The 26575-nt window shown below is 74.9% G+C and carries 27 protein-coding genes; 12 read left to right on the top strand and 15 right to left on the bottom strand.

Annotated features, from left to right (window positions below; translation table 11 throughout):
- Positions 1-20: 20 nt before the first annotated feature.
- The 8 genes from PP1_RS21910 to PP1_RS21875 form a co-directional block, all read right to left on the bottom strand.
- Positions 21-815 (bottom strand): MOSC domain-containing protein, encoded by a 795-nt coding sequence (locus tag PP1_RS21910; protein WP_010225829.1) that lies wholly within the window; start codon positions 813-815, stop codon positions 21-23.
- Positions 812-1717 (bottom strand): ABC transporter substrate-binding protein, encoded by a 906-nt coding sequence (locus PP1_RS21905; RefSeq protein WP_010225828.1) that lies wholly within the window; start codon positions 1715-1717, stop codon positions 812-814. The genes PP1_RS21910 and PP1_RS21905 overlap by 4 nt, the downstream gene beginning before the upstream one ends.
- Positions 1714-2445 carry an ABC transporter permease gene (locus PP1_RS21900; protein WP_033198889.1) on the bottom strand — a complete coding sequence of 244 codons (732 nt, stop codon included), beginning with the start codon at positions 2443-2445 and terminating at the stop codon, positions 1714-1716. Before PP1_RS21900 ends, PP1_RS21905 begins: the two co-directional genes overlap by 4 nt.
- Positions 2442-3092, bottom strand: coding sequence for an ABC transporter permease (locus PP1_RS21895; RefSeq protein WP_010225824.1), 651 nt, complete (start codon positions 3090-3092; stop codon positions 2442-2444). Before PP1_RS21895 ends, PP1_RS21900 begins: the two co-directional genes overlap by 4 nt.
- 10 nt (positions 3093-3102) lie before the next feature.
- Positions 3103-4182, bottom strand: coding sequence for an ABC transporter ATP-binding protein (locus tag PP1_RS21890; RefSeq protein WP_010225822.1), 1080 nt, complete (start codon positions 4180-4182; stop codon positions 3103-3105).
- Positions 4183-4324: 142 nt separating this feature from the next.
- Positions 4325-7027, bottom strand: a complete 2703-nt coding sequence (locus tag PP1_RS21885) for a bifunctional diguanylate cyclase/phosphodiesterase (RefSeq protein WP_010225820.1) — start codon at positions 7025-7027, stop codon at positions 4325-4327.
- 359 nt (positions 7028-7386) lie between these two features.
- The gene (locus PP1_RS21880; protein ID WP_010225818.1) at positions 7387-8565 is read right to left on the bottom strand and encodes an NAD(P)-dependent malic enzyme; all 1179 of its coding nucleotides are present in this window, start codon (positions 8563-8565) and stop codon (positions 7387-7389) included.
- A 254-nt stretch (positions 8566-8819) separates the two neighbouring features.
- Complete coding sequence (locus PP1_RS21875; protein WP_010225817.1) at positions 8820-9794, bottom strand: trypsin-like peptidase domain-containing protein; 975 nt, start codon at positions 9792-9794, stop codon at positions 8820-8822.
- A gap of 185 nt (positions 9795-9979) precedes the next feature.
- Here PP1_RS21875 and PP1_RS21870 point away from each other — a divergent pair, with 185 nt between their 5' ends.
- The gene (locus PP1_RS21870) at positions 9980-10597 is read left to right on the top strand and encodes an acid phosphatase (protein ID WP_010225816.1); all 618 of its coding nucleotides are present in this window, start codon (positions 9980-9982) and stop codon (positions 10595-10597) included.
- Positions 10594-11088: a GNAT family N-acetyltransferase gene (locus tag PP1_RS21865; RefSeq protein ID WP_010225815.1), complete on the top strand. Its 495-nt coding sequence runs from the start codon at positions 10594-10596 to the stop codon at positions 11086-11088. Before PP1_RS21870 ends, PP1_RS21865 begins: the two co-directional genes overlap by 4 nt.
- Here PP1_RS21865 and PP1_RS21860 read toward each other — a convergent pair.
- Positions 11076-11501 carry a hypothetical protein gene (locus PP1_RS21860; RefSeq protein ID WP_010225814.1) on the bottom strand — a complete coding sequence of 142 codons (426 nt, stop codon included), beginning with the start codon at positions 11499-11501 and terminating at the stop codon, positions 11076-11078. The genes PP1_RS21865 and PP1_RS21860 overlap by 13 nt on opposite strands.
- A gap of 43 nt (positions 11502-11544) precedes the next feature.
- Here PP1_RS21860 and PP1_RS21855 point away from each other — a divergent pair, with 43 nt between their 5' ends.
- Both PP1_RS21855 and PP1_RS21850 read left to right on the top strand, forming a co-directional pair.
- Entirely contained in the window at positions 11545-12495 is a 951-nt protein-coding gene (locus PP1_RS21855) for a diacylglycerol/lipid kinase family protein (RefSeq protein WP_010225813.1), read from the top strand.
- Between the two features lie 483 nt (positions 12496-12978).
- Positions 12979-13230 carry a WhiB family transcriptional regulator gene (locus PP1_RS21850; protein WP_010225812.1) on the top strand — a complete coding sequence of 84 codons (252 nt, stop codon included), beginning with the start codon at positions 12979-12981 and terminating at the stop codon, positions 13228-13230.
- A gap of 294 nt (positions 13231-13524) precedes the next feature.
- Here the strand turns inward: PP1_RS21850 and PP1_RS21845 are convergent, their stop codons facing one another.
- Entirely contained in the window at positions 13525-15045 is a 1521-nt protein-coding gene (locus PP1_RS21845) for a sensor histidine kinase (RefSeq protein WP_029239263.1), read from the bottom strand.
- An 87-nt stretch (positions 15046-15132) separates the two neighbouring features.
- Here PP1_RS21845 and PP1_RS31605 point away from each other — a divergent pair, with 87 nt between their 5' ends.
- Positions 15133-15207 carry a 50S ribosomal protein bL37 gene (locus tag PP1_RS31605; protein ID WP_369821693.1) on the top strand — a complete coding sequence of 25 codons (75 nt, stop codon included), beginning with the start codon at positions 15133-15135 and terminating at the stop codon, positions 15205-15207.
- A 72-nt stretch (positions 15208-15279) separates the two neighbouring features.
- On the opposite strand, the gene rsrA is transcribed toward PP1_RS31605, so the two are convergent.
- Both rsrA and PP1_RS21835 read right to left on the bottom strand, forming a co-directional pair.
- Complete coding sequence (rsrA, locus tag PP1_RS21840; RefSeq protein WP_010225810.1) at positions 15280-15654, bottom strand: mycothiol system anti-sigma-R factor; 375 nt, start codon at positions 15652-15654, stop codon at positions 15280-15282.
- Positions 15651-16367: a sigma-70 family RNA polymerase sigma factor gene (locus tag PP1_RS21835; RefSeq protein WP_202796317.1), complete on the bottom strand. Its 717-nt coding sequence runs from the start codon at positions 16365-16367 to the stop codon at positions 15651-15653. The genes rsrA and PP1_RS21835 overlap by 4 nt, the downstream gene beginning before the upstream one ends.
- Before the next feature lie 220 nt (positions 16368-16587).
- Between PP1_RS21835 and ybaK the strand changes: the two genes are divergently transcribed.
- The 3 genes from ybaK to PP1_RS21820 are packed head-to-tail and all read left to right on the top strand — an operon-like array spanning position 16588 to position 20174.
- On the top strand, positions 16588-17070 hold the full coding sequence (gene ybaK, locus PP1_RS21830) for a Cys-tRNA(Pro) deacylase (protein ID WP_010225808.1): 483 nt from the start codon (positions 16588-16590) through the stop codon (positions 17068-17070).
- A gap of 52 nt (positions 17071-17122) precedes the next feature.
- Positions 17123-17926, top strand: coding sequence for an SAM-dependent methyltransferase (locus PP1_RS21825; protein WP_010225807.1), 804 nt, complete (start codon positions 17123-17125; stop codon positions 17924-17926).
- A gap of 34 nt (positions 17927-17960) precedes the next feature.
- Positions 17961-20174: a putative bifunctional diguanylate cyclase/phosphodiesterase gene (locus tag PP1_RS21820; RefSeq protein WP_010225805.1), complete on the top strand. Its 2214-nt coding sequence runs from the start codon at positions 17961-17963 to the stop codon at positions 20172-20174.
- On the opposite strand, the gene PP1_RS21815 is transcribed toward PP1_RS21820, so the two are convergent.
- Both PP1_RS21815 and PP1_RS21810 read right to left on the bottom strand, forming a co-directional pair.
- Entirely contained in the window at positions 20140-20778 is a 639-nt protein-coding gene (locus PP1_RS21815) for an alpha/beta hydrolase family protein (RefSeq protein WP_075314675.1), read from the bottom strand. The genes PP1_RS21820 and PP1_RS21815 overlap by 35 nt on opposite strands.
- The gene (locus PP1_RS21810; protein WP_010241525.1) at positions 20775-21593 is read right to left on the bottom strand and encodes an SOS response-associated peptidase; all 819 of its coding nucleotides are present in this window, start codon (positions 21591-21593) and stop codon (positions 20775-20777) included. Before PP1_RS21810 ends, PP1_RS21815 begins: the two co-directional genes overlap by 4 nt.
- A 35-nt stretch (positions 21594-21628) precedes the next feature.
- Between PP1_RS21810 and aroA the strand changes: the two genes are divergently transcribed.
- Genes aroA through PP1_RS21795 form a run of 3 tightly spaced genes read left to right on the top strand, consistent with a single transcriptional unit; the run spans position 21629 to position 24785 of the window.
- On the top strand, positions 21629-22933 hold the full coding sequence (aroA, locus tag PP1_RS21805; protein ID WP_010241527.1) for a 3-phosphoshikimate 1-carboxyvinyltransferase: 1305 nt from the start codon (positions 21629-21631) through the stop codon (positions 22931-22933).
- Positions 22897-23949, top strand: a complete 1053-nt coding sequence (gene rsgA, locus PP1_RS21800; RefSeq protein ID WP_010241528.1) for a ribosome small subunit-dependent GTPase A — start codon at positions 22897-22899, stop codon at positions 23947-23949. The genes aroA and rsgA overlap by 37 nt, the downstream gene beginning before the upstream one ends.
- Positions 23950-23969: 20 nt before the next feature.
- Positions 23970-24785: a hypothetical protein gene (locus tag PP1_RS21795; protein WP_010241530.1), complete on the top strand. Its 816-nt coding sequence runs from the start codon at positions 23970-23972 to the stop codon at positions 24783-24785.
- Between the two features lie 4 nt (positions 24786-24789).
- On the opposite strand, the gene PP1_RS21790 is transcribed toward PP1_RS21795, so the two are convergent.
- Positions 24790-25725: an SMP-30/gluconolactonase/LRE family protein gene (locus PP1_RS21790; protein WP_010241532.1), complete on the bottom strand. Its 936-nt coding sequence runs from the start codon at positions 25723-25725 to the stop codon at positions 24790-24792.
- A gap of 34 nt (positions 25726-25759) precedes the next feature.
- On the opposite strand from PP1_RS21790, the gene PP1_RS21785 reads away from it, so the two are divergent.
- Positions 25760-26569, top strand: a complete 810-nt coding sequence (locus PP1_RS21785) for a crotonase/enoyl-CoA hydratase family protein (protein WP_010241533.1) — start codon at positions 25760-25762, stop codon at positions 26567-26569.
- Positions 26570-26575 lie beyond the last annotated feature (6 nt).

The raw sequence follows: 26575 nt of genomic DNA, 5'->3' as shown, positions 1-26575 counted from the left end.
GCGTCCCGGGCGGGCACAGGTCAGGTGACGGTGACGGGGTCGCCGGTGCGGAGGGGACCGCGGATTTCTACGCGGGCGTAGATGCCGGCGCACGGCAGCACGCCGAACCCCTCGACCTCGACCCGGTTCCGCTCGGCCGGGCCGCGCAGGGCCTCCGGGGCGCGCGGACGGTCACCGTGCTCCAGGGTCGGGACCGAGCAGCGCGGCGTCGGCAGGGTCGGGACCAGGGTCACCGCGCCGAGAGTGATCCGGCGGCCGAGCCAGTCGTTCTCCACGAACGCCGGCGTCCCGTCCGGCGTCGCGACGACGACGTTGGGCCGGTAGCGCAGCGCCTCCACCCCGAGCGCGTCGAGGGTCGCGGTGGTGATCAGGTGCACCGGCGAGTGGTCGACGAACCGGCCGCCGGGCGTGCCCTGGGCGATCTCCAGCAGCGGGGCGTCGACGTCGGCGTCGAGGCCGGCGGCCAGCACGTCCTCGGGGTCCGGCCGCTCGACGACGGCGCCGTCGTCCCGGCGGACGCTCATCCGCACCGGGCGGCCGAGCAGCTCGGACAGTGCGTCGCCCGCGTCACCGGCGGGCAGGGTGCGGCCGTCGGGCAGGGTGACCCGCACCGCTGCCCCGGATCCCGCGGAGCGGCACCGCAGCAGTGCCCGCCAGTGCCGGGGCTGCTTCGCCGTCGCCACCCGGCCGTGCTCGGTGTCGAGCAGCGCCAGCGCGCGGTCCCCGACGACGCCGTGCCCGTCGAGGTCCAGCGCACCGAGGTCCTCGCCGAGCATCGACTTCACCGGGTAGCGGTGCAGCGAGAGGACCTTCACGCTCCGCTCCCCAGCAGCTGCTTGCGCTCGAGCCAGTCGGCCGCGACGGTGCGCAGCGCCGGCTTCTCCGGCCCGGCGGCCTCGGTGTTCATCGCCAGCAGCTCCTCGGTGGACAGCGCCGCGGAGATCCTGTCCAGCACCGCGCGGACCTGCGGCGACGCCTTGCGCTCCGCGACGACCGGCACCACGTTCTGCGCGGCGAAGTTCTCCTTCGGGTCCGCGAGCGGGACGAAGTCGTTCTGCGGCAGCGCCGGGTCGGTCGTGAACAGGTTCGCGGCCTGCACGTCGTCGCCCTCGAGCGCCGCGACGGTCAGCGGGCCGCCGGAGTCCAGCGACCGGTACTGACCGAACGCGCAGCCGTAGTTCTTGGCCAGGCCGGGGATGCCGTCCGGCCGGGTCCGGAACTCGGGCCCGCCGCCGAAGGTCATCTGCGGGCAGTGCGGGGCCAGGTCGGCCACCGTGCGCAGGTTCAGCCGGGTCGCGGTCTCCCGGGTGACGACGACGGCGTCCTTGTTCTCCGCCTCCGACATCCGGCCCAGCACCAGCCCGGGCGGCAGGACCCGGCCGAGCTCGGCGTAGACCTCGTCCGGCTCGACCGCGGTCGCCTCCTCGTCCAGGTAGGTCATCAGCGCGCCGGAGTAGTCCGGGATCAGGTCGACCGACCCGTCCTGCAGGGCCGGGAAGTACGCCTCCCGGGACCCGATCGCGACCGGGTCCTCGACCTGCACACCGGCGTCGCGCAGGGCCAGCGCGTACACCTCGGCGAGCAGCTGGGACTCGGTGAAGTTCCCGGAGCCGATCGCCACCACGTCGGGGGCGGTGTCGGAGCCGGCGAGCGGGTCGCCGCCGCACCCGGTCAGCACGAACACGGCGACCGCCAGCAGGGTCACGAGCTTCTTCACGCCGCACTCGCCTCCGTGTCCCGTCCGCCGCGCAGCACGCGCAGCCCCCCGCGGCCGGACGGCGCGGGCGCGGCCACCCCGGCCCGCAGGCCGGGCGAGACGATCAGCCGTTGCAGCCCGCCCAGCACCAGGTCGGCGACGACCGCGAGCAACGCGACCAGCACCGAACCGCCGATCATCGCGCCGAAGTCGCGCTGCCCGAGGCCGTCGAGGATGAACCGGCCCAGCCCGCCGATGCCGACGTAGGCGGCGACGGTCGCGGTGGACACGACCTGCAGCGTCGCGCTGCGGACCCCGCCGACGATCAGCGGGAGCGCGTTCGGCAGCTCCACCTTCCACAGCACCTCGGGCCCGCGCATGCCGACCCCCCGCGCGGCGTCCACCACGGCGGGATCGACGTTGCGCACACCGGAGTACGCGCCGGCCAGCAGCGGCGGCACGGCCATGATCACCAGCGCGATCAGCGGGCCGAGCAGGCCGAGTCCGACCAGGAGGAACAGCAGTACCAGCAGCCCTAGCGTCGGGAGCGCGCGGAGCGCGTTCGCCAGGCCGACGACGACCACGCCGCCGCGTCCGGTGTGGCCGATCCAGGCGCCCAGGGGCAGTGCGATCGCCATCGCGACCAGCATCGTCAGGGCCGTGTAGCCGAGGTGCTCGGCGAGCCGGACGAGGATCCCCTCGGGTCCCGTCCAGTTCGCGCCGTCGAAGAGCCAGCCGAGGTAGGTCATGCCGCGGCCCCCGTCCGCGCCCGCTCCCACGGTGTGAGGAGCCGGCCGATCAGTACCAGGAGGAGGTCGACCACCAGTGCCAGCAGCAGCACCAGCACGATGCCGGCGATCGTCTGCTGCGGAATCTCCCGCTGGAAGCCCTCGGTGAACATCTTGCCGAGCCCGCCGAAACCGATCACCGACCCGACGGTGACCATGCTGATCGTGCTGACCGCCGCGACGCGCAGCCCGGCGACGATCACCGGGACGGCCATCGGCAGCTCGACCGCGAGGAACCGGCGGACCGGCCGGTAGCCCATCGCCGTCGCCGAGTCGACGATCCGCGACGGGACCGCGGACAGCGCGTCGGCGACGGTGCGGACCAGCAGCGCCAGCACGTAGACCGTCAGCGCGATGACCACGTTCACCGGGTCGAGGATCCGGGTGCCGAGGATCGGCGGCAGGAACACGAACAGCGCCAGCGACGGCAGCGTGTAGAGGAAGCCCGCCGCGTTGAGGGTGAGCGTGCGGCCCCACGAGCGGCGGTTGGCCAGCCACCCCAGCGGGATCGCGAGCAGCAGCCCGACCAGCACCGGGACCAGCGCGAACACGAGGTGCTGGCCGGTCAGCTCGAGCACGAGGTCGGAGTTGCGGAAGACCCAGTCCATCGCCGGACCCCTACGCGGCGGAGTCGTCGCGGGCCGCGGGCAGCGCCGCCAGCACGTCGTCGGCGGTCACCGACCCGGCGACGCGACCGTCGGCGTCCACCGCGACGCCCTGCCCCGACGGCGACGACAGCGCCGCGTCCAGCGCGCCGCGCAGCGACCCCGACCCGACGGCGTAGAGCGAGCCGCCCGGGACCACCAGGTCCTCGGTGACGACGCCGTCGCCCGCCCTGGCCCAGCCGAGCGGGCGGGCCGTGGTGTCGACGACGAGTGCCCAGCCGTCGTCGGGCAGGGGGTCGCCTACCGAGAGCACCGGCAGCGGCCCGATCGGGATCGCGTCCGAGGTCAGGAAGCCGAGCCCGCGGTAGCCGCGGTCCCGCCCGACGAAGGTGTCGACGAAGTCGTCGACCGGGCGGGAGAGCAGCACACCCGGCTCGTCGTACTGGGCGAGGCGCCCGCCGACCCGGAACACCGCCACGCGGTCGCCGAGCTTGATCGCCTCGTCGATGTCGTGAGTGACGAACACGATCGTCTTGCCGAGCTCGGACTGCAGCCGCAACAGCTCGTCCTGCAGGCTCTCCCGGACCACCGGGTCGACCGCGGAGAACGGCTCGTCCATCAGCAGCACCGGCGGGTCCGCGGCGAGCGCGCGCGCCACACCGACGCGCTGCTGCTGGCCGCCGGACAGCTGCGCCGGATAGCGGCGCGCCATCGCGGTGTCGAGGCCGACGGTCTCCATCAGCTCCATCGCCCGGTCCCGTGCGGCCTTGCGGCCGTTGCCGAGCAGCATCGGCACGGTGGCGATGTTGTCGACGACGGTGCGGTGCGGGAACAGCCCGGCCTGCTGGATCACGTAGCCGATGCCCCGGCGCAGCTCGGCGGGGTCCGCGGACAGGACGTCCTGACCGTCCACCCGCAACTCGCCCGAGCTCGGCTCGACCATCCTGTTGATCATGCGGAGAGAGGTCGTCTTCCCGCAGCCGGACGGACCCACGAACACCGTGATCCGTCCCTGCTCCGCGACGAGGTCGAGCTCGTCGACCGCGACCGTCCCGTCCGGGAAGCGTTTCGTGACGCCCCGGAACTCGATCATCGCCGGTTCCCCCTGCCCTCGGCGTGCGGCCGAGGGGCCGCATGGTCGGAGAACACTAACCCGGTCGTGGACGACCGGCGACCCGGCCGGCCGCCGTGCGGGCACGTGTCCGGACCGGACGGCTCCGGGCCGGCCGGTCCGGTCACCAGGCGCCGGGGGTGCCTCCGGGCGGCGTCGCGGTCGTCGCCGGGGTGGGGAGGCCGCCGCCGCGCAGCACCCGGTGCAGGTCGTCCGGCCGCAGGGAGCGGGCGAACAACCAGCCCTGGAACGCGTTGACCCCGAGCCCGCGCAGCACGTGGAACTGCTCGGCGGTCTCCACGCCCTCCGCGACGGTGGCACGGCCCATCGCCCGGGCGACCTCGACCACCGCCCGGGCCAGGGCGAAGTCCGCCGGGTCGGTGCCGACCCCGGTGACGAACGCGCGGTCCACCTTCACCGTCTGCGCCGGGAGCTCCTTGAGCCGGGCCAGCGAGGAGTAGCCGGTGCCGAAGTCGTCGACGGCGAACCGGACCCCGCGCCGGACGAGCTCGCTCATCGCGTCCAGCGCCGGGCGCGGCAGCGCGACCAGGCTGGTCTCGACGAGCTCGAGCACCAGCTGGTCCCAGCCCAGCCCGGCACCGTCGACGATCGCGCTGACCTCCTCCAGGAAGTCCGGGTCGGCCGGCAGCAGGCCGGCCAGGTTGACCGCGACGGCGATCGACCGGCCGTGCCGCGGCCAGGTCGCCGCCTCGGCGGCCGCCGTCCGCAGCACCCACAGGTCGAGATCCCGCTGCAGACCACCCCGCTGGGCGACCGGCAGGAACTCGCCCGGGGAGACCTCGCCGTGCACCGGGTGCGACCAGCGCAGCAGCGCCTCGGCGGAGAGCACGGTGCCGTCCGGGCCGACGACCGGCTGGTACTCCAGGCGCAGCTCGTCGGACTCGATCGCGGCGCGCAGCTCCGCCTCCAGCTCCAGCTGACGCTGGGCGGGACCGACGGTGCCGCGGTCCGCGACCACGACGGTGCCACGGCCGCGCTTCTTGGCCTGCTGCACGGCGACCTCGGCCGAGCGGAGCAGGTCGTCGCCCCGCGGGGCACGTGGCCCCTCGGGCACGGCGTCGCGGGTCGCGACACCGACCGAGGCGCTCAGCGTCACCGGGCGCCCGGCCACGGTGACGGAGCCGCGGAGCAGGTCGGCGACCGTGCCGGCCAGCGTGGCCGCGCCGCCGACGTCGTCGGTGTCCGCGCAGACGACGGCGAACTCGTCCGCGGACAGCCGGGCCGCGGTGCACAGCGGCGGCAGCTCGCGCTGCAGCCTGCCCGCCAGCTCGGTGAGCAGGGTGTCGCCGGCGTCGTGACCGAGGCCGGTGTTGACCCGGGCGAAGTCGTCGACGTCCCCGCAGACGACCGCGACCCGGTCGGCGCCCGGCCCGGACAGGAGGCGGTCGGCCAGCTCGAGCAGCCCGGCACGGTTGGGCAGCCGGGTGAGCGGGTCGACGGTGTTCGCCTCGCGGAGCACGTCCGCGGCGCGCCGGCGCTCGCCGACGTCGGTGACGACGAGCAGCCAGAACGGGCGGCCGTCGTCGGACGGGGCGGCGTTGACGACGACCTCGCAGTCGACCCGGGTGCCGTCGGCCCGCAGCAGCGGCAGCGACTCGATCCGGTACGTCGGCTCGGGGTGCGAGGGGTCGCGCAGCCAGTCCGGCAGGCCGCCGCGGTCGCCGCGCTGCGGCTCCGCGGACAGCGCCCGCGCCGGGACACCGCGCAGGGTCTCCAGGTCGGCGTCGAGCAGCCGGCACAGCGCGGGGTTGGCATCGACGATCCGGCCGCGGCCGTCGAGCATCGCGACGCCGGTGGTGATCGTGGCGACCAGGTCGGCGAACCGCTGCCCGGAGCGCTGCGCGCGGGACTCGGCACGGCGGCGGTCGGAGACGTCCTGCACGGTCCCGATCAGCCGCAGCGGCGCGCCGCCGGGGGTGCGGTCGATCCGGGTGCGGCAGGACAGCACCGCGCCGCCCTCCGGCCGGATCTCCGACGAGTGCGAGGCGTGCGCCGCCGACGACGACTCCTCCGGGCCGCGGCGCAGCATCCGGCAGACCCGCTCGACCTGCTCGCCCTCGATCGGGCCGTCCGGGCCGTCCGGGCGGACGCCCAGCACCCGGTAGAGCTCGACCAGGCCCTCGCTGCGGGTCAGCGTCCCGGCCTGCAGGTCGAAGGTCCAGGTGCCGGAGCGGGTGGCCCGCTCCAGGTCCAGAGCGGGGGCCTCGTCGGACGCCGCGGGCGCCGCGTCCGGGAACGCGGTGAGCAGCACGACGGTGTGGTCCCCCGGGTGCGGCCAGCGGACGACCTTCACCCGGGCCAGCCGGCGGTCGGCGCGGACCAGCCGGGCGTCGGAGTCGGGGCCGACGAGCAGCTGCGGGAGCTTCATGCCCGTCGGGTCGGCCGACCCCGCGAGCCTGCGGAGCGCGGCGTTGGTGTGGAGCACGGTGCCTGCGGCGTCGCAGAGCAGGGCGGGCGAGGGCGGGAGCGCCGGGAGCTGTGGGAGTTCGTCGGCCGCCGGGCGCGGCGTCGGCGACGGCGCACGGTCGGCCCGGGCCTCGGGTGCGCCGGGCACCGGGGCGGCACCGGTCATCGGGGCAGCACCGTCGAACACGTCCGCGGCGTTCCCGGCGGTGGGCGCGTACAGCGCCTCCGCGAGCGGCTCGCCCTCGGCGGGACGCGGCGACGGCGCCGGCCGCGGCCGTGACGCCGCGGTGCCTCCGGGCCCGGCGAACGCCCGGGCGAGGTCACCGGCGATACCGGTGGGCCGGTCCACGTCGCGGCGTGGGTCCCCGGCAGCACCGCCCATCGACTCGTCGTCGTACACGCCACGGGGCGTACCCCCCGGACGGTGTCCCGTCCGTGGATCCAGCTCGGCCACGCCCGCCTCCGTTCTGCTCGGCAGCTCCACCGTGGACAACGAGCCACCGGGCCGGGCGATCCGCCCCCGTAGCCCGATCGAGGCATCCTGCACAGCGGGTAATGGGGCCGTTCGGCGCAATTGCGCTCCTCCGGGCCATATTCACCGTGAGTGGTACGCCCGTCCCTCAGGGTGAAGGGCGTCGGAGGGTCGCCGAACGGCGCACGGAGGCTTGACGCACCGTGCACGACCGCTCACAGCGCAGCGCGCCGTTCGCCGCACCGCCCCGTCGTGCACGGTTGGTAACCGGATCTACCCGGTCGTCGTCACCCGGACGTCGCCCCGCTGTCACCCGCGGCACGGGCGACGGCGGCTGCGACGGCGGGCGCCACGCGCGGGTCGAACGGCCCGGGAACGATCTTCGACGGGCTCAGCTCGTCGGCCACCACGTCCGCGATGGCCCGGGCGGCCGCGACCTTCATCCCGTCGGTGATCCGGCGGGCGTGCACGTCCAGCGCGCCCCGGAAGATCCCGGGGAAGGCCAGCACGTTGTTGATCTGGTTCGGGAAGTCGCTGCGCCCGGTCGCGACGATCGCCGCGTGCCGCGCGGCGACGTCCGGGTGCACCTCGGGGTCCGGGTTGGACAGCGCGAACACCATGCCCTCGGGGGCCATCGTGGCCAGCACCTCCTCCGGCAGCGTCGCGCTGGAGAGGCCGACGAACACGTCCGCCCCGTCCATCGCCTCGGCGATCCCGCCGGTCACGCCACGCGGGTTGGTGACCGCGGCCAGGTCGGCCTTCTCGCCCCCGCGCCCCGCGTCGACGATCCCGCGGGAGTCGAGCAGCACGACGTCCGAGGCACCGGCGGCGAGCAGGATCCGGGCGCACGCGATGCCGGCGGCACCGGCACCGGAGATGACGATCCGCAGGTCGGCGAGCGGGCGGCCCTGCAGCCGGCAGGCGCCGTCGAGCGCCGCGAGCAGGACCACGGCGGTGCCGTGCTGGTCGTCGTGCATGACCGGGCAGTCCAGGGCCTCGACCAGCCGGCGCTCCAGCTCGAAGCAGCGCGGGGCCGAGACGTCCTCCAGGTTCACCGCCCCGAAGGTCGGACGCAGCCGCACGAGCGTCTCGACGATCTCGTCGACGTCGGTGGTGTCGAGCACCAGCGGGATCGAGTCCAGGCCGGCGAACGACTTGAACAGCGCCGACTTGCCCTCCATCACCGGCAGCGACGCCCGCGGGCCGATGTCGCCCAGGCCGAGCACCGCGGTGCCGTCGCTCACGACCGCCACCAGCCGGTGCGCCCAGGTGTAGCGGGAGGCGAGCGAGGCGTCGTCGGCGATGGCGCGGCAGACGTCCGCCACACCGGGGGTGTAGGCGATCGACAGGTCCCGGGCGTCGGCCAGCGGCGCGGTCAGCCCGGTCGCGAGCTTCCCGCCCTCGTGCGCGCCGAACACCTCGTCTCGGTGCGGGGCGGCGGTCGGGCGGTCCTGGGCGAGCGTCATCGAGTGACTCCACTGGTCTGGTACGTGAGCGGCGCCGGTCGGGGGCGCCTGCCGTTGCACCGGAGGTCGCGGGTGTCGTCGACCGGATCGCGGTGCCGGACGGCCATCCCGCCTCTCCGGTTCCGGATGCGGATCCGGGGCGGGACACGGCTGTCGGGTACTGGCGCGCAGTCTAACCAGGGCGAGGCCCGGATCCGGGGGTCCGGCACGGCCGGAGTGGGCACCCGCACAGGACGCGCGTACGGGTTGCGGGTTCAGCGCAGCGGTGCGGGCGTGAGGTCCGGCAGCGGCTGCGCAGGGAGCTGCGGGCCGGCCGGCAGCTCGGTCATCCGGAGCGTGTCCGGCGCGAACGGCGCGGTTCCGGGGACGAGGTCCACCTTCCCGATCCGGCCGTACTCGGCCGCGTAGTCCAGGGCCTGCGCGATGTCGGCGACGCCGTTGGCCGCGGTCGGCAGCAGCAGGCTGGACAGCACACCGAAGGCCTTGCCCTCGGAGTCGAGGTAGCCCGAGCCCGAGTCGCCCGGCACCCCCGGCGGTGCGGTGACGACGACGTGCGTGCGCGGCCCCTCCGGCCTGCCCAGGCTGATCCCCTGCTTGTCCGGCGTCGCCGCCAGCTGGTTCGGCTGGTGGCTGTAGACGGTCTCGCCGTTGCGGGTGCCGTCGGTGTCGAGGGCCACGGGGCCGCCGAAGCCGGGCACCGTCGGGTCGGCGACCGCCGCGGCCTCCGGGCTCAGCTCGATCAGCGCGAAGTCGTTGTAGCCACAGGCCGCCCGGTCGGTCTCGCCGCGGGCCTGCATCGCCGCCCACGAGTTGTAGGCGACGGTGCCGCTGTAGGAGCGGCCGTCACGACCGGTGATGCCGACCTCCGTGCCTTCCGGCATGACCGGTTCGACGCAGCCGTCCACCGAGCCCGTCGACTCGGCGGTACCCGTGCAGTGCGCGGCCGTGCCGAGGTAGAGCTTCCCGGCCGGGGACGACTGGTGCTCGGCGCCGTCGCCGTCGCGGTGCCCGTCCTGGCCGCCCGCTCCGGTGAACAGGAAGTTCGCCGTGCAGAGCTCCGCGCCGTCGCCGAGCGGCGTGACGATCTGCACGCCGGGCCCGATCGGGGCGGGCCCCGGCTGGGCGAGCGCGGTGCCACCGGGGACGGTGAGGACCGCGACGGCCGACAGGCCGGCCGCGGCGCAGATCCCGGCGATCCGCCGTGCGAGACGGCGGGGCAGCTGCGACATGACACTCCTCGGACGGCGGGCCGGTGGGCGCGGGACCGCACCCCGTCGCGGCCCCAACGAGGGCGGGCCGGACGCCGTCACGCCCCGGACGGGTGGGCGGGCGCCACGACCGGGCGAAACCCGCACCCCGCAGCCCACGCCCGGGGAGCGGCGCGCGGCCCGGCGCACGACTAGCGTCACCGGGTGTGAGCTCCGAAGCCGACCCGTACGGCCGCGTCCTGCTCCTGCGGCACGGTGAGACCGAGTGGTCGCGGACCGGGAAGCACACCGGCCGCACCGACATCCCGCTCACCGGTGCCGGGCGGGCCGCCGCCCGCAGCGTCCGGGACGCGCTGACCCTGGTCCGCCACGACGACCCGCCCGCCCGCGTCCTCTGCTCCCCGCGCACACGCGCGCGGGACACCGCCGAGCTCGCCGGGCTGGCCGTCGACGCCGTCGACGAGCGACTGTCCGAGTGGGACTACGGCGACGGCGAGGGCCTCACCACCCCGCAGATCCGCGAGACGCTGCCCGGCTGGACCGTGTGGGACGGCCCGTGGCCCGGCGGCGAGACCGCGGGAGACGTGTCCGCCCGCGCCGACTCCGTGCTGGCCGACGCCCGCGCGCTGCTCGGGGGCGGTGACGTCGTCCTGGTCGGGCACGGCCACTTCTCCCGGGTGCTCACCGCTCGGTGGATCGGGCAGCCGGCGAGCGGCGGCGTCCACTTCCGGATGGACCCGGCCGGGGTCACCGTCCTCGGGTTCGAGCGCGGGGTCCCGCGCCTCGACCACCTCAACCAGCGGCCCACCGGGACGTCGTCGTGAGCGCCGTGCGCCCGGCCGGCCCGGCCGACGTCCCGGCGATGGTCCGGCTCGTGCACGAGCTGGCCGACTACGAGAAGGCCGCCGACGAGTGCGGTCTCACCGACGACCAGCTGCACGCGGCGCTGTTCGGCGCCGAGCCCGTCGCGTGGGCGCACGTCGCGACCACCGGCGACGGCGAGGTGGTCGGGATCGCGATCTGGTTCCGGACCTTCTCCACCTGGGAGGGCGTCGCCGGGATGCACCTGGAGGACCTCTACGTCTCGCCCGCGCACCGGGGCGGCGGCCACGGCGTGCGGCTGCTCGCCGCGCTGGCCGCCGAGTGCGCGGACCGCGGGTGGGCCCGGCTGGAGTGGAACGTGCTCGACTGGAACACCCCGGCGATCGGCTTCTACCGGTCGATCGGGGCCGGGCCGAACGACGGCTGGACCACCTACCGGCTCACCGGCGACCCGCTGGCCGCGCTCGCGTCGCGCGCCGCTCAGTCCGGGTAGTCCTCCCCCATCGACCACCGCCGGGTCTGCTCGCTGATCAGCATCAGGAACGTGAACAGCACGAACAGCCCGCAGACGATCCCCCACAGCAGCTGCCGGCTGGGACCGAGGACGTAGTAGATGACCGGGAACAGCAGCAGCTGGACGACGATCGCCGGCGTCCGGCAGCCGTGCACCCCGCGGAACAGGCCGTACCCGATCCCCGCGACGGCCCCCGCCATCAGCAGGAAGATCCCCGCCTCGGCCAGTCCGTAGTAGCCGCGGGCGTCACCGGCACCGATCGCCCGGACGGCCAGCACCACCGACACGACGATCCCGGCCAGGCCCTGCACCCCCACCAGGACCCCGGAGACCCGCACGTTCTCCGGCACCGCGGTGCGCCCACCGGCACCCTTCCCCTGTTCCTCGGCCACGGTGTCGAGGATAGGGATCGGGCCGGTCGATACAGTCGGCCCCGTGCGCGCGATGCTCGTGGTCAACCCCCAGGCCACGTCCACCACCGCCGCCGGACGGGATGTGCTGACCAAGGCACTCGCCAGCGAGCTCAAGCTCGAGGTGCTGCAGACCCGGTACCGGGGGCACGCCGCGGAGGCGACCGCCGCGGCCGTCGCCGACGGCGTCGAGCTCGTCGTCGCCCTCGGCGGCGACGGCACGGTGAACGAGGTCGTCAACGGCCTGCTCGCCGCGCAGACCGGCACCGGGACCGGCGCCCCGCGCCCGGACCCGGACGCCACGGCGATGCTGGCGGTGGTCCCCGGCGGCTCGGCGAACGTCTTCGCCAGGGCCCTGGAGCTGCCCCGCGACCCGGTGGACGCGACCGGTCACGTGCTGCAGGCGCTGGCGCAGCGGCGCAGGCGCCTGGTCGGTCTCGGGCACGCCGACGACCGCTGGTTCACCTTCAACGCCGGCATCGGCTGGGACGCCGACGTCGTCGCCGCGGTCGAGCGGGCCAGGGCGCAGGGCCACGAGGCCAGCCCCGGCCGCTACGCGATGACCGCCCTCGCGCAGTACGTCGCGCAGCTGCGCCGGCCGCCGTCGATGACGGTCGACATCCCCGGTGCCGCGCCGCTGGAGGGCGTGAAGCTGGCGTTCGTCTCCAACACGGACCCGTGGACCTACCTGTCGGGGCGCGCGGTGCGGACGAACCCGCGCTCGTCGTTCGGCAGCGGGCTCGGGTTGTTCGCGCTCACCGGTCTCGGGCCGCGGACGATCGCGGCCACGCTGCGCCAGATACTGGCCGCGGACGGTGACCCGCACGGCCGCCACATCGTCCGGCACGACGCCGTCCCGCAGGTCCGGATCACCTCCGACCGGCCGCTGGCGCTGCAGCTCGACGGCGACCACCTCGGCATGCGCACCGACGTGGAGTTCCTGAGCGTGGCCGGAGCGTTACGCGTCGTCGTGTGAGACGGGCGGTTCGTCGCGCCCCGTGCGGGCCCTCTCACACGCCGGAGTGAGCAACCCCGCCATTCACCGATGTCAGCGGACCGCCGATCCCGTTGGGGCTTACACCAGCCCAAACCGGTGATCCAAGGTGGTCCCTACGCAAGCGAGGGATCCACGGGCAGCGCGGCTCGTGGCGGTCCGGGTCGCGAGGCCCGGATCAGCAAGGATCCGGTCCTGCAAGGTGTCCGGCCCTACACAGCATTCGGGTAGCCGAATGTGTGTGGGACAGGGACACTTGTTGTCGGAACCGGGCCCGGACTCCCGAGGTCCCGGGCACTGGTCTGTCGTGTGCGAGCGGCTATGAGGCCGCTCACGCATCCGGCGGGCAGTTTCCCATTGAGGACGCACGGAGCTCGTGAAAGTATTCACAAGCTTCGAAACACGCACGTAACAGACACGACGATCGGCGCGACCCCCGATCGCGCACCAGAGGAGAAGGCAATCATGGACTGGCGTCACGACGCGATCTGCCGCGACGAGGACCCGGAGCTGTTCTTCCCGGTAGGCACCAGCGGCCCCGCCCTGATGCAGATCGCGGAGGCGAAGAGCGTGTGCCGGCGTTGCCCGGTCACCGAGTCGTGCCTGCAGTGGGCCCTCGAGTCCGGCCAGGACGCGGGTGTCTGGGGCGGCATGAGCGAGGACGAGCGGCGCGCCCTGAAGCGGCGCAGCACGCGTCCCCGCGCGCACACCGCCTGAGCAACACCCGCCTGAGCAACACGCTCGACAGCGCAATAGCTCCCCGACCTCGGGCCCGTAGCCGGACGCCACCGGCAACGGGCCCGAGGTGTGTTCGGGGTGATCTGCCACCCCGAGTGACTCGTCCACCACGGCGCCGGCGCGACCACGGCACCGGGATCAACGGTCACGCGACGAGCGTATCCGGTGCCCTCGTGGTGCCCACTGACGCCCCGGGTCACCCGCAGTGACGGTTGCGGTCACCCGCCGCACCGGACCGACCGCCCGGGGACGGCGAGCGGTCCGGGCGTTGCGTCAGGACCCGCCGAGCGGCACGCGGATCAGCGCCACCGTGCCGCCGCCGTCGCGGTCGGAGACGGTGATGGTGGCCTCCAGCTCCGAGCTCAGCAGCGTGCGCACGATCTGCAGGCCCAGCCCCTTGGACTTCTCGAAGTCGAACTCGGGCGGCATGCCGTGGCCGTCGTCGGCGACCGACACCTCGAGGCGCCCCGCGGACCGCTGCGGACTCACCACCACCTCCCCCGCGATGCCGGGGTCGTAGGCGTGCGCCAGCGCGTTGTGCACCAGCTCGGCCAGCACCAGCACCAGCGGGGTGGCCTTCGCGGCGGGCAGCGCACCGAACCCGGCGTCCACCCGGACCCTGGCCCGGGACTCGGTCGTCGCGCCGTCCCGGATCGCCGGCAGGACCTTCGGCAGCAGCTCGTCGAGCTCGACGGTCTCGGCGACCGAGTACGCCAGCGCCTCGTGCACCAGCGCGATCGAGGTGACCCGGCGGACCGCCTCCTCCAGCGCCCGGCCGGCCTCCGGGTACTCGCTGCGCCGGCCCTGCAGCCGCAGCAGCGCCGCGACCGTCTGCAGGTTGTTCTTCACCCGGTGATGGATCTCCCGGATCGTGGCGTCCTTCGACATCAGCGCCGCGTCCCGGCGCCGCAGGTCGGTGACGTCCCGGACCAGCACCAGCGCGCCGGCCGCGTCGCCGCGCGGGCGCAGGGGCAGCGCCCGGACGAGCATCGTCGCCCGCCGCCCCTTGACCTCCATGCGGCTCGACGGGGTGCCCGCCAGCGCGTCGCTGATCCGGCCCGCGACGTCCTTGGCGTCGAACGGGTCGAGCACGAGCGCCTTCGTGACGGCGGCGAGATCGGCCCCGGCGACGTCGCTGGCGTGGCCCATCCGGTGGTAGGCCGAGAGCGCGTTGGGGCTGGCGTAGGCCACGTTGCCGTGCACGTCGAGGCGGACCAGGCCGTCACCGGCGCGCGGGCTGCCCTCGGCGCTGCCGGGCGGGCCGGACTGCGGCGGGAAGGTGCCGTCGACGATCATCTGGCACAGGTCCGAGGCGCTGCCCAGGTAGGCGATCTCCAGCGGGGACGGGACCCGGGGCGTCGCGAGGTTCGTGTCCCGGGACAGCACGGCCACGGTGCGGCCGTGGTGGCGGACCGGGATGGTCTCGCGGCGGACCGGCACCTCCAGGTGCCAGCGTGGGTCGTCGTCGCGGCAGATCCGGCCCTCCAGGACCGCCCGGCGCAGCTGACCGACCTCGACGGTCGCCGCCCGGCGCCCGACGACGTCGTCCGGGTGCGCGGTGGGTGCCGTGGTCGGGCGGGCCTGGGCGACGCAGAGGAACTGCGCGGTCGACGCCCGCGACGTCGTGCCGTCCTCCGCGACCGCGTTCAGGTCGTCCAGCGGCACCCACAACAGGAAGTCCGCGAACGACATGTCGGCGAGCAGCTGCCACTCACCGACCACCCGTTGCAGGTGGTCGGCGGTCTCGCCGCCCATCGTCGTGTGCTCGGCGAGCAGCTCGCTCAGCGTGGTCACGGTCGCCCATCCCACCACATGCGAGAATCAGGGTTCCCCCGCGGCGGGTTCCGCCGCACGTGTTGATCCGGTGGAAGGAGGGCGATCATGTCCAAGCGCGCCCGTAAGCGTCGCGACCGCTCCAAGAACAAGGCGAACCACGGCAAGAAGCCGAACACCTGAGTCGCCACGCGAGACGACGAAGGGCGGGCACCCCACCGGGGTGCCCGCCCTTCGTGCGTGAGAGGGGGTCGCTCAGCCCTCGGAGCGGTACTCCGTACGCCGCCGCGCGACCGACACGCTGGTGCCCTCCGGCCCGCTCTCCACGGTCACCTGGGCCTGCTCCAGCACCGCCGAGCGGATCTGGGTCCGCAGCCGGTCCTTCAGCGACTCCGGCGCCGCCTCGCCACCGCACTTGCGGGCGAGCAGGGCCTTGAGCTTCTCGTCGATGCCGTACTCGGCCAGGCAGGGCGCGCACTCGTCGAGGTGCTGCTGCAGGAGCTGCCGCCGGTTCTGGTCGCACTCCCGGTCGAGGAACATCCACACCTCGGCCAGCACCTCACCGCAGTCGGCCCCACCGCCGGAGAGCATCGGATTGCGCTCGAGCGGGGTGTCCTTCTCGGCGCTCACGACGCCGTCACCTCCTCGTCGCTCCCGCGGACGATGCCGCGGTCGCGCGCCACGTCGGTCAGCATCTCGCGCAGCTGACGCCGGCCACGGTGCAGCCGGGACATCACGGTCCCGATCGGGGTGCCCATGATCTCGGCGATCTCCTTGTAGGCGAACCCCTCGACGTCGGCCAGGTAGACCGCGATCCGGAAGTCCTCAGGGAGCCCCTGCAGGGCCTCCTTCACGTCGCTGTCGGGCAGCGCGTCGAGGGCCTCCACCTCGGCGGACCGCAGCCCGGTCGACGTGTGCTCACCGGCCTGCGCGAGCTGGTAGTCGGTGATCTCATCGGTCGGGGACTGCAGCGGCTGGCGCTGCCGCTTCCGGTAACCGTTGATGTAGGTGTTGGTCAGGATCCGGTACAGCCAGGCCTTCAGGTTCGTGCCGCGGCGGAACGACCCGAAGGCGGAGTAGGCCTTCAGGAAGGTCTCCTGGACGAGGTCCTCGGCGTCGGCCGGGTTCCGGGTCATTCGCAGTGCGGCCCCGTAGAGCTGGTCGAGCATCGGCATCGCGTCCCGCTCGAAGCGTGCGGTGCGTTCCTCGACGGACTCGTCCTCGGGCGCCCGGTTGCCGTCCTCGTCGGCGGTGCCGACCTCGGCCGGTTCCGTGGCGTCGAGGGCGGCCTCACCGGTGGTACGGAACTCCTCGGTCCCGGACTGCTCCGGCTGTGGTGACAACGGTCCCCTCTCCAGTGACACGAGCCGCGCACCGGTGCGGGTCACCGGCACTGCGGACCCGTCGGAGAGTACGCGTCCACGCCGGGTCCGGCCGGACCGCGGCGACTCCATCACTGCTGTGCTCACGTCCGGAACAACGGTGCGGCCCGGGCCGGCATTCCCGTAGGTTGCCCGCGGCGGGAGGACCCTCCCGCGGCGCGACGGGCGGGGGACGGCGGCGATGGCGGGCAAGGGCACTCCGGCGACGGCGCTGCTGGCGAAGCGGAAGGTGCCGCACGAGGTGCACACCTACACCCACCAGGACGCGGGCGGCGCCGGGTACGGCGAGGAGGCCGTGCGGGAGATGGGCCAGGACCCGCGACGGGTGTTCAAGACACTCGTCGCGCTGGTCGACGGCGTCATGACCGTCGGGATCGTGCCCGTCGCCGCGCAGCTCGACCTGAAGGCGCTGGCCGCCGCGACGGGCGGCAAGAAGGCCGTCCTCGCCGACGTCGCCGACGCCGAGCGGGCCACCGGCTACGTGGCGGGCGGGATCTCCCCGCTCGGCCAGCGCAGGCGGCTGCCCACCGTCGTCGACGACTCGGCCCGGGAGCACCCGACGGTGTTCTGCTCGGGCGGGCGCCGCGGCCTGGAGATCGAGCTGGCCCCGGACGACCTCGTCGCCCTGACCGGCGCCGTCGTGGCCCCGATCGCCGCAGGTTGAGTAGGGTCGTGATCGCCGAAGGCGTCGAAAGCGGTTACCCGGGGGGCAGCGAATGGACAGGCCGGCGTGGGCACCTGACGAGGTCGACATCACCCGGCCGAGCGTCGCCCGGGTGTACGACTACTACCTGGGCGGATCGCACAACTTCGACGCGGACCGCAGGTTCGCCGACCAGGTGCTCGCCGCGATGCCGGAGATGGCGACCGTCGCCCAGGCCAACCGCTCGTTCCTGCGGCGGGTGGTGCGGTACCTCTGCTCCCAGGGTGTGACCCAGTTCCTCGACCTGGGTTCCGGGATCCCGACCGCGGGCAACGTGCACGAGCTCGCCGCCGCGGAGTGCCCTGACCCGCGGGTGCTCTACGTCGACAACGACCCGATCGCGGTCGTGCACAGCCGGGCGCTGCTCGAGGGCGACCACCGCACCGAGGTGCTGGCCGCCGACCTCACCGAGCCGGCACGCATCCTCGACGACCCGCTGACCCGCTCGCACCTGGACTTCTCGCAGCCGATCGCGGTGCTGCTGGTGTCGGTGCTGCACTTCGTCCCCGACGCACTGGGGCCGGCGGGCATCGTCCGGACCTTCGCCGACGCGACCGCGCCGGGGAGCCACGTGGTGGTCACCCATGCGAGCGACGAGGGCGGCCATTCGGGTGCGAACCAGGCGCAGAGGGTCTACAACCGCGATCAGTCGCCGAATCCGATGCGGATGCGGAGCACCGAGGAGCTGCGCGCCCTGTTCGGCGACCTGGAACTGCTGGAACCGGGAGTGGTGCGGATACCGCTGTGGCGGCCGGAGTCCCCGGTCGGGCCGGAGGCACAACGCTATCCGGGCCTGGCCGCGGTGGCCCGGCGCTGAGCGGCCCGTACCCGGCGGACGCGGAGGAGACGGCGTGGGCGAACCCGTACCGGCGGACGCCGGTGGGCGGCACGACGCGAGCGTCGGCCAGCTGACCGACGCCTGGGTGGCGGCGATCCACGCCCGCGGCTTCGTCTCGGCGGGCCGGGCCGAGCTGTACGAGCTCCTGTCCGGGGCCGCCTGGTGGACCACCGCCGTCGTCGACGGCCGGGCCGAGACCGACATGGCGGCCGACGTCGGCGCCGAGCTGGTCGCGGCGCACCTGACCGACCCCGCTGCGCTGCGCTGCTCGCTCGACGTCCTGTCGTCGCACTTCGCCGACCGGACCACCGACCCGGCCCGGCTGCGGCGGTTCACCGCGGCGGTCGGGGCGATGTCGGCCGGGTACGCCCGGACGCTGCAGCAGCGCACACGCACCGAGCAGGACCGGATCAGCACGGCCGCGTTCGCGGCCCGCAGCGCGGCGGAGAACGCCCGCTGGCGTTCGGAGGCCCGCTACGGCGCGGTCTTCGAGAACACCGCGCTCGGCATCAGCGTGGCCGACGCCGACGGGACCATCCTCGAGGCGAACCGGGCGCTGGCCGGCATGCTCGGCTACCCCCCGGGCGAGCTGGTGGGCCGCTCGGTGTTCGAGTTCATCCACCCCGAGGACACCCCCGAGATGTGGCCGCAGATCCAGGCCATGCTCGGCGGCCGGGTGGGGCACGTCCGGATGGAGAAGTCGTACTTCCGGAAGGACGGCGAGCAGGTCTGGACCCAGCTCGTCGTGTCCCTGATCCGCGACCCGGACGGCACACCGCGCCACCTGGTCGCGATGATCGAGGACGTCACCGAGCGGCACCGGCTGCAGTCCCGGCTGCAGCATCAGGCCGAGCACGACCCGCTCACCGGGCTGCCGAACCGCGCGCTGTTCTTCCACCGGCTGACCGCCGCCCTGGACGCCGGGCCGGACTCCCGGGTCGGCGTCTGCTACCTCGACCTGGACGGGTTCAAGGCCGTCAACGACACCCTCGGCCACGACGCGGGCGACCAGCTCCTCTCCGCCGTCGCGCAGCGGCTGCACGACGAGCTCGGGGTGGACGGGCACACCGTCGCCCGGATGGGCGGCGACGAGTTCGTGGTGCTCGTCGAGGCGTGCACGGGCACCGCGCAGCTGAACGCGGTCGCGGAGCGGGCGCTGGACGTCGTGCGGCGGCCGGTGGCGCTGCGCGGCCGGGAGGTCGTGGTGTCGGCCAGCATCGGCATCGTCGTGTGGCCGGTGCCGCACGACGACGATCCCGGCGGACCGCAGGACACCGGGGAGGCCCGGCAGAGCGGTGCGGCGGAGCTGATGCAGGCCGCCGACACCACCATGTACTGGGCGAAGCGCGACGGCCGGGACCGCATCGCGGTGTTCGACCAGGCCCGGCACCGCCACGACGTCCACCTGTTCGAGCTCGCCGGACGGATGCCCGGCGCGCTGGACCGCGGCGAGTTCGACCTCGAGTACCAGCCGCTGGTGTCGTTCTCCGACGGCCGGGTGGCGGGCGTGGAGGCGCTGGCGCGCTGGCGGACCGCCGACGGCGACCGGCTGGGCCCGGACGTGTTCATCCCGCTCGCCGAGCAGACCGGGCTCATCGTCCCGCTCGGCCTGCACCTGCTGCACCGGGCCTGCTCCGACGCGCGGGCCTGGGTGGACGCCGACCCGTCACGTGAGTTCGTGCTGAGCGTCAACGTCGCCGGACGTCAGCTGCGCCAGCCCGACGCCGTCCAGCGGATCGCCGGGGTGCTGGAGCGCACCGGGTGGCCGGCGCACGCGCTGCAGCTGGAGCTGACCGAGAGCGACCTGATGTCGGCGAGCGGCCGCCCGGTCGCCGCGCTGCAGGAGCTGTCCCGGCTCGGCGTGCGGATCGCGATCGACGACTTCGGCACCGGCTACTCGAACCTCGTCTACCTGCACCGGCTGCCGGTCGACGTACTGAAGCTGGCCGGGTCGTTCGTGTCCGCGCAGGACCCGCAGGCCGCCGACGCCACGCGCGAGGTCGACAGCCCGGTCATCCTCTCGGCGATGATCGATCTCGCGCACAGCCTGGGGCTGCGCGTCGTCGCCGAGTCGGTGGAGACCGACGGGCAGGCGGCGCACCTGCGCTCGCTGGGCTGCGACGTCGGTCAGGGCTGGTTCATGGCGCCGCCGCTGCCTGCGCGCGAGGTCGAGCAGATGCTGGACCGGCGGGTCAGCTTCGGGGACGGGCGTCGCCCGGCCGGGTGAACCCGGTCAGCCACTCCCCGACGGCGCTGCGCAGCTCGGCGTGCTGCTTCTTCAGCCCGTGGTCGCCGTCGAGCAGCACGACGCGGCGGTCCGGGCCGGGATCCGGGACGCCGAACCGGTCGGAGCGGCCCTGCACGACCAGCACCGGGACGCCGGCACCGTCGAGCTCGGGCAGCCGGGTCCGCTCCGGACGCCCGGGCGGGTGCAGCGGGAACGCCAGGCACAGGACGCCCGCGGCGCCGGTCGCGGCGGCGGTGCGGCAGGCGACCCGGGCCCCGGAGCTGCGCCCGCCCTGCAGGAGCGGGAGGTCGCCGTCCTTCCGCACGGCGGCCGCGACGGCGAGCCACGCCTCGTCGAGGTGCCCGGCCGGGGCCGGTGCGCGCCGCCCCGCGACCCGGTAGGGCTGCTCGACCAGCCCGACGTCGCACCCGGCGGCGGTCGCCGCCGCGGTCGCGGCGACCAGGTCGGGGGCGCCGATCCCGCCGCCGGCGCCGTGCCCGAGCAGGAGCAGCGCGCGGGCGGGCCCCGACGTCGACGGGTGCCACGTGACCCGGGCCGGGCCGCGCGGGGTGTCGATCCCGGTAGCCGTCTCCTCGCCGGTCACGAGAGCAGGTCGAGCTGGATCGGCTCGCGCACCTCGTCGTCGGGGATGCGGTCCAGCAGCTCGGGGCCGTTGTTGCGGACGTTGTTGACCTGCGCGGACACCGGCCGGATCTCGCAGGTGGACACCAGCTCCGGGGTCGGCGGGACGAGCAGCCGGGACACCCGCTCGTCGCCCGACCCGGTGTCGGGGTCCAGCCAGTCGGTCCAGTCGCCGGGCCGCAGGACCAGCGGCATCCGGTCGTGCACCTGGGCGAGCGGGCCGACCGCCTCGGTGGTGAGGACGCAGGCGGTGACGAGGCCGTCGGGGTACTTCTCGGCGAGCTCGCCGTCCTTCGGGCGCCAGAACTCCCAGATCCCGGCCATCGCCATCGTGGAGCCGTCGGCGTAGTGCGTGAAGTACGGCTGCTTCTGCGGCTTGCCGGTGCCGCCCTCGCTCTTCGGCACGGCGGCGGAGCGCTGCCACTCGTACCAGCCGTCCATCGGGAACAGGCACCGTCGCGACGCCGCCGCGCGCCGGAACGCGGGCTTCTCGGTGATCGTCTCCGAGCGGGCGTTCACCATCCGCGCCCCGGCCGAGGGGTCCTTCGACCAGAACGGCACCAGGCCCCAGCGCACGGTGCGCAGGGACCGCTCGGTGACGGTGGGGTCGGCCTCGCCGTCGTCGTCGCGGGGGTGCCGCTCGACCACGACGGTGATGTCCTTGGTCGGTGCGACGTTGTAGTCGGCGCGCTGCGACGTCTCGGCCGTGGCGTCGACGGCGTGGAACTCGTCGGCCAGGTCGGCGGGGGCCTTCGTGGAGGCGTAACGGCCGCACATGCGCCCCATCCTGGCACGTGGGAGAAGATGGGGGCGTGAGCTTCTGGTCCGCCCCCACGCCCGGTGCCCCGGTGACCGGCACCGTCTCCGTCCCCGGCTCGAAGTCGGTGACCAACCGGGCGCTGCTGCTCGCCGGGCTCTCCGGCGGCGCCTGCCGGGTGGGCGGGGCACCCCTGACCCGCGACACCGCGCTGATGACCGGCGCGCTCGCCGCGCTCGGCGTCCCGGTGTCGGCCGACGGGGACACCGTCACGACCGGGGCGCACGACGGGCTGCGCGGCGGCACCGGGGACACCCCGGCCGAGATCGACTGCGGGCTCGCGGGCACCGTCATGCGGTTCGCCCCGCCCGCCGCGGCGACGGCGTCCGGTGCGGTCCGGTTCGACGGCGACCCCCGCGCCCGGGAACGTCCGATGGGCACGGTGCTGTCGGCGCTGCGCACGCTGGGCGCCCGGGTCGACGGCGACGCGCTGCCGTTCCGGCTCGACGGCGGGCCGATCGCCGGGGGCGAGGTGACGATCGACGCGTCGGCGTCGTCGCAGTTCGTGTCCGGGCTGCTGCTGTCCGGTGCCCGCTTCGAGCGCGGGCTGACCGTGCGGCACGCGGGGCGGGCGCTGCCGTCGCTGCCGCACATCGACATGACGGTGGGGATGCTGCGCGAGGCCGGCGTGACCGTCGCCGACCGGACGACCGGCGAGGATCCCGACACCTGGCGGGTGGAGCCCGGCCCGGTCGCGGTGCGCGACTGGGACATCGAGCCGGACCTGTCGAACGCGTCGGTGTTCCTGGCCGCGGCGGCCGTCACCGCCGGACGGGTCACGGTGCGGGGCTGGCCGGCGACGTCCACCCAGCCCGGGGTGGACGTGCTGCCCGTCCTCGAGCGGTTCGGCGCCACCGTCACCCACGACGCCGCCGGGCTGACCGTCACCGGGCCGGACCGGCTGTCCGGGATCGACGTCGACCTGCACGACGCCGGTGAGCTCGCCCCCACCGTCGCCGCGATCGCCGCGCTCGCGCACGGCACGTCCCGGCTGCGCGGCATCGGCCACCTGCGCGGGCACGAGACCGACCGGCTGGCCGCGCTCGCCGCGGAGATCACCGCGCTGGGCGGGTCCGTCACCGAGACCGACGACGGCCTGGTGATCGACCCGAAACCGCTCACCGGCCGCGCCGACCGGCCGTGGGGGGCCTACGCCGACCACCGGATGGCGACGGCGGGGGCGATCGTCGGGCTGGTCGTGCCGGGGGTGCTGGTCGACGACATCGGCTGCACGGACAAGACCATCCCGGACTTCCCCGGCCGATGGTCGGCCCTCCTCGGGACCCCGGCGAACGGCTGATCGTGGCCCGCGACATCCGTGCCCTCGACGAGACCGACGTCCGTGTCCGCCCGGGCCGGGGCGGATCGCGACCGCGCAGCAAGCGGAGGCCCGCGCACGCCGACGCCACCCGGGCGATGGTCACCGCCGTCGACCGGGGGCGCTGGACCTGCGCGGTCGACGCCGACCCGGCACGCCCGCAGGTGGTCGCGATGCGGGCCCGGGAGCTGGGCCGGACGCCGGTGGTCGTCGGGGACCGGGTCGATCTCGTCGGGGACCTGTCCGGTGAGCCGGACACCCTGGCCCGGATCGTGCGGGTCGCCGAGCGGGACACGGTGCTCCGGCGCACGGCGGACGACACCGACCCGTACGAGCGGGTGGTCGTCGCGAACGCCGAGCGGCTCGTCGTCGTCACCGCCGTCGCCGACCCGGTCCCCCGCACCGGGTTCGTCGACCGCTGCCTGGTCGCCGCCTACGCCGGCGGCCTGGAGCCGGTGCTCTGCCTGACGAAGTCCGACCTGGCCGATCCGGAGCCGTTCGCCGCGCAGTACCGCGAGCTCGGGGTGCCGCTGGTGATCACCGGGCGGGACGCGGCGGGGGCGCCCGAGGGGGCGGACGCCCTGCACGCGGAGCTGTCCGGACGGCTGTGCGCCCTCGTCGGCCACTCCGGTGTCGGGAAGTCGACGCTGGTCAACGCGATCGTCCCGGACGCCGACCAGGCGACCGGCCGGGTCTCCGGTGTCGGGAAGGGACGGCACACGACGACGGCCGCGCTCGCCTTCCCGCACGCCGACGGCTGGGTCGTCGACACCCCGGGGATCCGCTCGTTCGGGCTCGCGCACGTCGGCCCGGACGACGTCGTCGCGGCGTTCGGCGACCTGGCCGCGGTGATCGACGACTGCCCGCGCGGCTGCGGCCACCTCGGTCCGCCCGCCGACCCGGAGTGCGCATTGGACGACCTGGTCGCCTCCGGCGCGCTCGCCGGGGGCAGACTCGGGGCGTTGCGCCGCATCCTCGTGGCGCTGAACCAGGGCTGACCCGCAGGACGGAGGCGGACGTGCCGGGACGGCGCCGCGCGGCACTCGTGGCCGGCATCGCCGTGCTCGCCGCGGTGCTCTCCGGCTGCGCCTGGCCCGGCTCGTCCGGGTCCACCCCGGAACCGTCGCCGACGGCCGCCGAGCTGCCGAAGTACTACGACCCGGCCCCGATGCTCGCGGACGTCCGCGCCCGGACCCGGTCCGACGGTACCGCCGGGCTGTCGGTCGCCGGGACGCTCGACGGCGGCTCCGGCCCGGTCCCGGTCAGCGGCGACGGCGTGATGCGGCTCGACCCGGCGGGCGCCGGGCCGTCGGTGCGGCTGGTGCTGCGCACCGGGCCGGAGGGCGACGGCGGGCGCACGACCGAACTCGTCCGGGTCGGGGACCGCACGTGGCTGCACCCGACCGGCACCGGCTGGGCCGAGGCCGGCCGCGCGGCGATGCCGCCGGAGGTGACCGCCGACGCGACGACCGCCGCGAACGTCGCGTCCGGTGTGGACCCGCTCGCCGCGGTGGCCCGCTACCCGGACGCCGTGCTGGTCGCCGACGCGAGCGACTCCGATGTCGACGGCACCCCGGCGGTGCACTACACGCTCGTCGTCGACCTGGTGCGCGCGATCGCGAGCGAGCACGACCCGGCGAGCCGGGAGGCGCTCGCCGCGCAGCACCGGGCCGGGGTGACGCGGATCAGCACCGAGGTGTGGCTGGACGCCGACCGCAGACCGCTGCGCAGCAGGCTCCGCCAGCAGCTGCCCGGGGCCGGGACGCTCGACCTGCTGATCCGCTACCGGGACTGGGGCGCGCCGGTGTCGATCGAGCCGCCGGTGCCGGGCTGAGCGCTCACCGCCGGAACGCGAGGTCGAGGCCGTCCACCGGCCAGGTGCAGCGGTAGAGCCTGCCCCACCCGGACGAGGTGACCCACGCCTCCCGGGACCCCGCACCGGCGAAGCAGATGTTCGTGACGTGCGGGTCGTGCTCGGGCGGGGCGACCGTGCCCAGCAGCTCGCCCGCCGGGGAGAGCACGCTGATCTCCCCGCTGACCAGGGTCGCGACGCAGACGTTCCCGTCGCCGTCGACGGCCAGCGAGTCGAGGTTGCGGTACCCGGCGAACCCGTGCAGCAGCCGTGCACCGCCGGGCCCCGGCGGGCCGGGCAGCTCGTCGGGCGCCGCGAGCGTCCCCGGGCCCGTCACGGCCCAGCACCAGACCCTGCCGGTCGCGGTCTCGGCGACGTAGAGCCGGGAGCCGTCCGGGGAGAGCCCGACACCGTTCGGCGTGATCAGCGGGTGCACCACCTCGGTGTGCGCGGACCCGTCCGTGGTCGCGTGGTGCAGCCCGCCGAGGTCCATCTCGCGCGGGCGCCGCTTGCCGAGATCGGTGAACCAGAACGTCCCGTCCGCGGCGAAGACGATGTCGTTCGGGCCGCGGAGCCCGTCGTACAGCACGGTCGTCGCGCCGCTGTCCGGGTCGATGCGCAGGATCGCGCCGCCCCGGTAGTCCTCGGCCTGGTTCCCCGGATAGACGGTGCCGTCAGGGCGGGTGTGCCAGGCGAAACCGCCGTTGTCGCAGACGTACACGGCGCCGTCGGGGCCGATCGCCGCGCCGTTCGGGCCGCCGCCGGTCTCCGCGACGAGCGCGTGCGTGCCGTCCGGCAGCACCCGGGTCACCCGGCCCGCGGCGATCTCGACGACGAGCACCGACCCGTCCGACAGCGCCACCGGGCCCTCCGGGAACGCCAGCCCACGGGTCACCTCGTGCAGCTCCGGTGCGACGAACATCCGACATTGCCTCCTCGCGGGTTACGGTCGGCCCATGGACGAGCGCGTACGGACCACCGTGGACGGCGGCGTCGCCGAGGTACGGCTGTCCCGGCCGGACAAGCGCAACGCACTCGACGTCGCCATGTTCTCCGCGATCGTGCACGCCACGCACGGTCTCCGCACGACGCCGGGACTCCGCGCGGTGGTCCTCTCCGCCGACGGGCCGGACTTCTGCGCCGGTCTCGACCGCGACATGTTCCGCGCGATGGGGTCCGGCGAACGCCTCTCCGCGACGGCCGAGCTTCCCCCGCCCGCCGCGGGCTCACCCGCGCGGGCCACCGGTCAGCGCGCGGTGTGGGGGTTCGCGGAGCTGCCCGTCCCGGTGATCGCCGCGGTGCAGGGCAACGCCCTCGGCGGCGGCCTGCAGATCGCGCTGGGCGCCGACATCCGGATCGTCGCCCCGGACGCGACGCTGTCGGTGCTGGAGATCCGCTGGGGCCTGGTCCCGGACATGTGCGGCACCCGGCTGCTGCCCGGGCTGGTCGGGCGGGACGTCGCGAAGGACCTCACCTTCACCGGGCGGCCGGTGTCGGGCACCGACGCCGTCGCGCTCGGGCTGGCCACCCGCACCGCCACCGACCCGCGGGCCGCGGCGTGGGAGACGGCGCGGGAGATCGCCGCCCTGAGCCCGCAGGCCGTACGCGCCGCGAAACGCCTGCTCGACGACGAAGGCCGGTCCCCGATCGCCGACGGCCTCGCCGCCGAGCAGGACGAGATCGGCGCGCTGATCGGCAGCCCGGACCAGCGTGAGGCGGTCGTCGCCCGGCTGGAGGGTCGCGCGCCACGCTTCACCGACGGCTGAGCCGGC

The sequence above is a fragment of the Pseudonocardia sp. P1 genome (genome assembly GCF_000178675.2).
GTDB lineage: Bacteria > Actinomycetota > Actinomycetes > Mycobacteriales > Pseudonocardiaceae > Pseudonocardia.
This window is presented reverse-complemented; position numbering and strand designations above follow the sequence as displayed.

What these genes read in the sequence shown, in the direction of transcription:
- ybaK (WP_010225808.1), top strand. Translation starts at nt 16,588, where the DNA reads ATGGCGGGCAAGGGCACTCCGGCGACGGCGCTGCTGGCGAAGCGGAAG.
- PP1_RS21790 (WP_010241532.1), bottom strand. Translation starts at nt 25,725, where the DNA reads ATGTTCGTCGCACCGGAGCTGCACGAGGTGACCCGTGGGCTGGCGTTC.
- PP1_RS21825 (WP_010225807.1), top strand. Translation starts at nt 17,123, where the DNA reads ATGGACAGGCCGGCGTGGGCACCTGACGAGGTCGACATCACCCGGCCG.
- PP1_RS21850 (WP_010225812.1), top strand. Translation starts at nt 12,979, where the DNA reads ATGGACTGGCGTCACGACGCGATCTGCCGCGACGAGGACCCGGAGCTG.
- PP1_RS21900 (WP_033198889.1), bottom strand. Translation starts at nt 2,445, where the DNA reads ATGACCTACCTCGGCTGGCTCTTCGACGGCGCGAACTGGACGGGACCC.
- PP1_RS21810 (WP_010241525.1), bottom strand. Translation starts at nt 21,593, where the DNA reads ATGTGCGGCCGTTACGCCTCCACGAAGGCCCCCGCCGACCTGGCCGAC.
- PP1_RS21895 (WP_010225824.1), bottom strand. Translation starts at nt 3,092, where the DNA reads ATGGACTGGGTCTTCCGCAACTCCGACCTCGTGCTCGAGCTGACCGGC.
- rsgA (WP_010241528.1), top strand. Translation starts at nt 22,897, where the DNA reads ATGGTCGGCCCTCCTCGGGACCCCGGCGAACGGCTGATCGTGGCCCGC.
- PP1_RS21890 (WP_010225822.1), bottom strand. Translation starts at nt 4,182, where the DNA reads ATGATCGAGTTCCGGGGCGTCACGAAACGCTTCCCGGACGGGACGGTC.
- PP1_RS21875 (WP_010225817.1), bottom strand. Translation starts at nt 9,794, where the DNA reads ATGTCGCAGCTGCCCCGCCGTCTCGCACGGCGGATCGCCGGGATCTGC.
- PP1_RS21880 (WP_010225818.1), bottom strand. Translation starts at nt 8,565, where the DNA reads ATGACGCTCGCCCAGGACCGCCCGACCGCCGCCCCGCACCGAGACGAG.
- PP1_RS21785 (WP_010241533.1), top strand. Translation starts at nt 25,760, where the DNA reads ATGGACGAGCGCGTACGGACCACCGTGGACGGCGGCGTCGCCGAGGTA.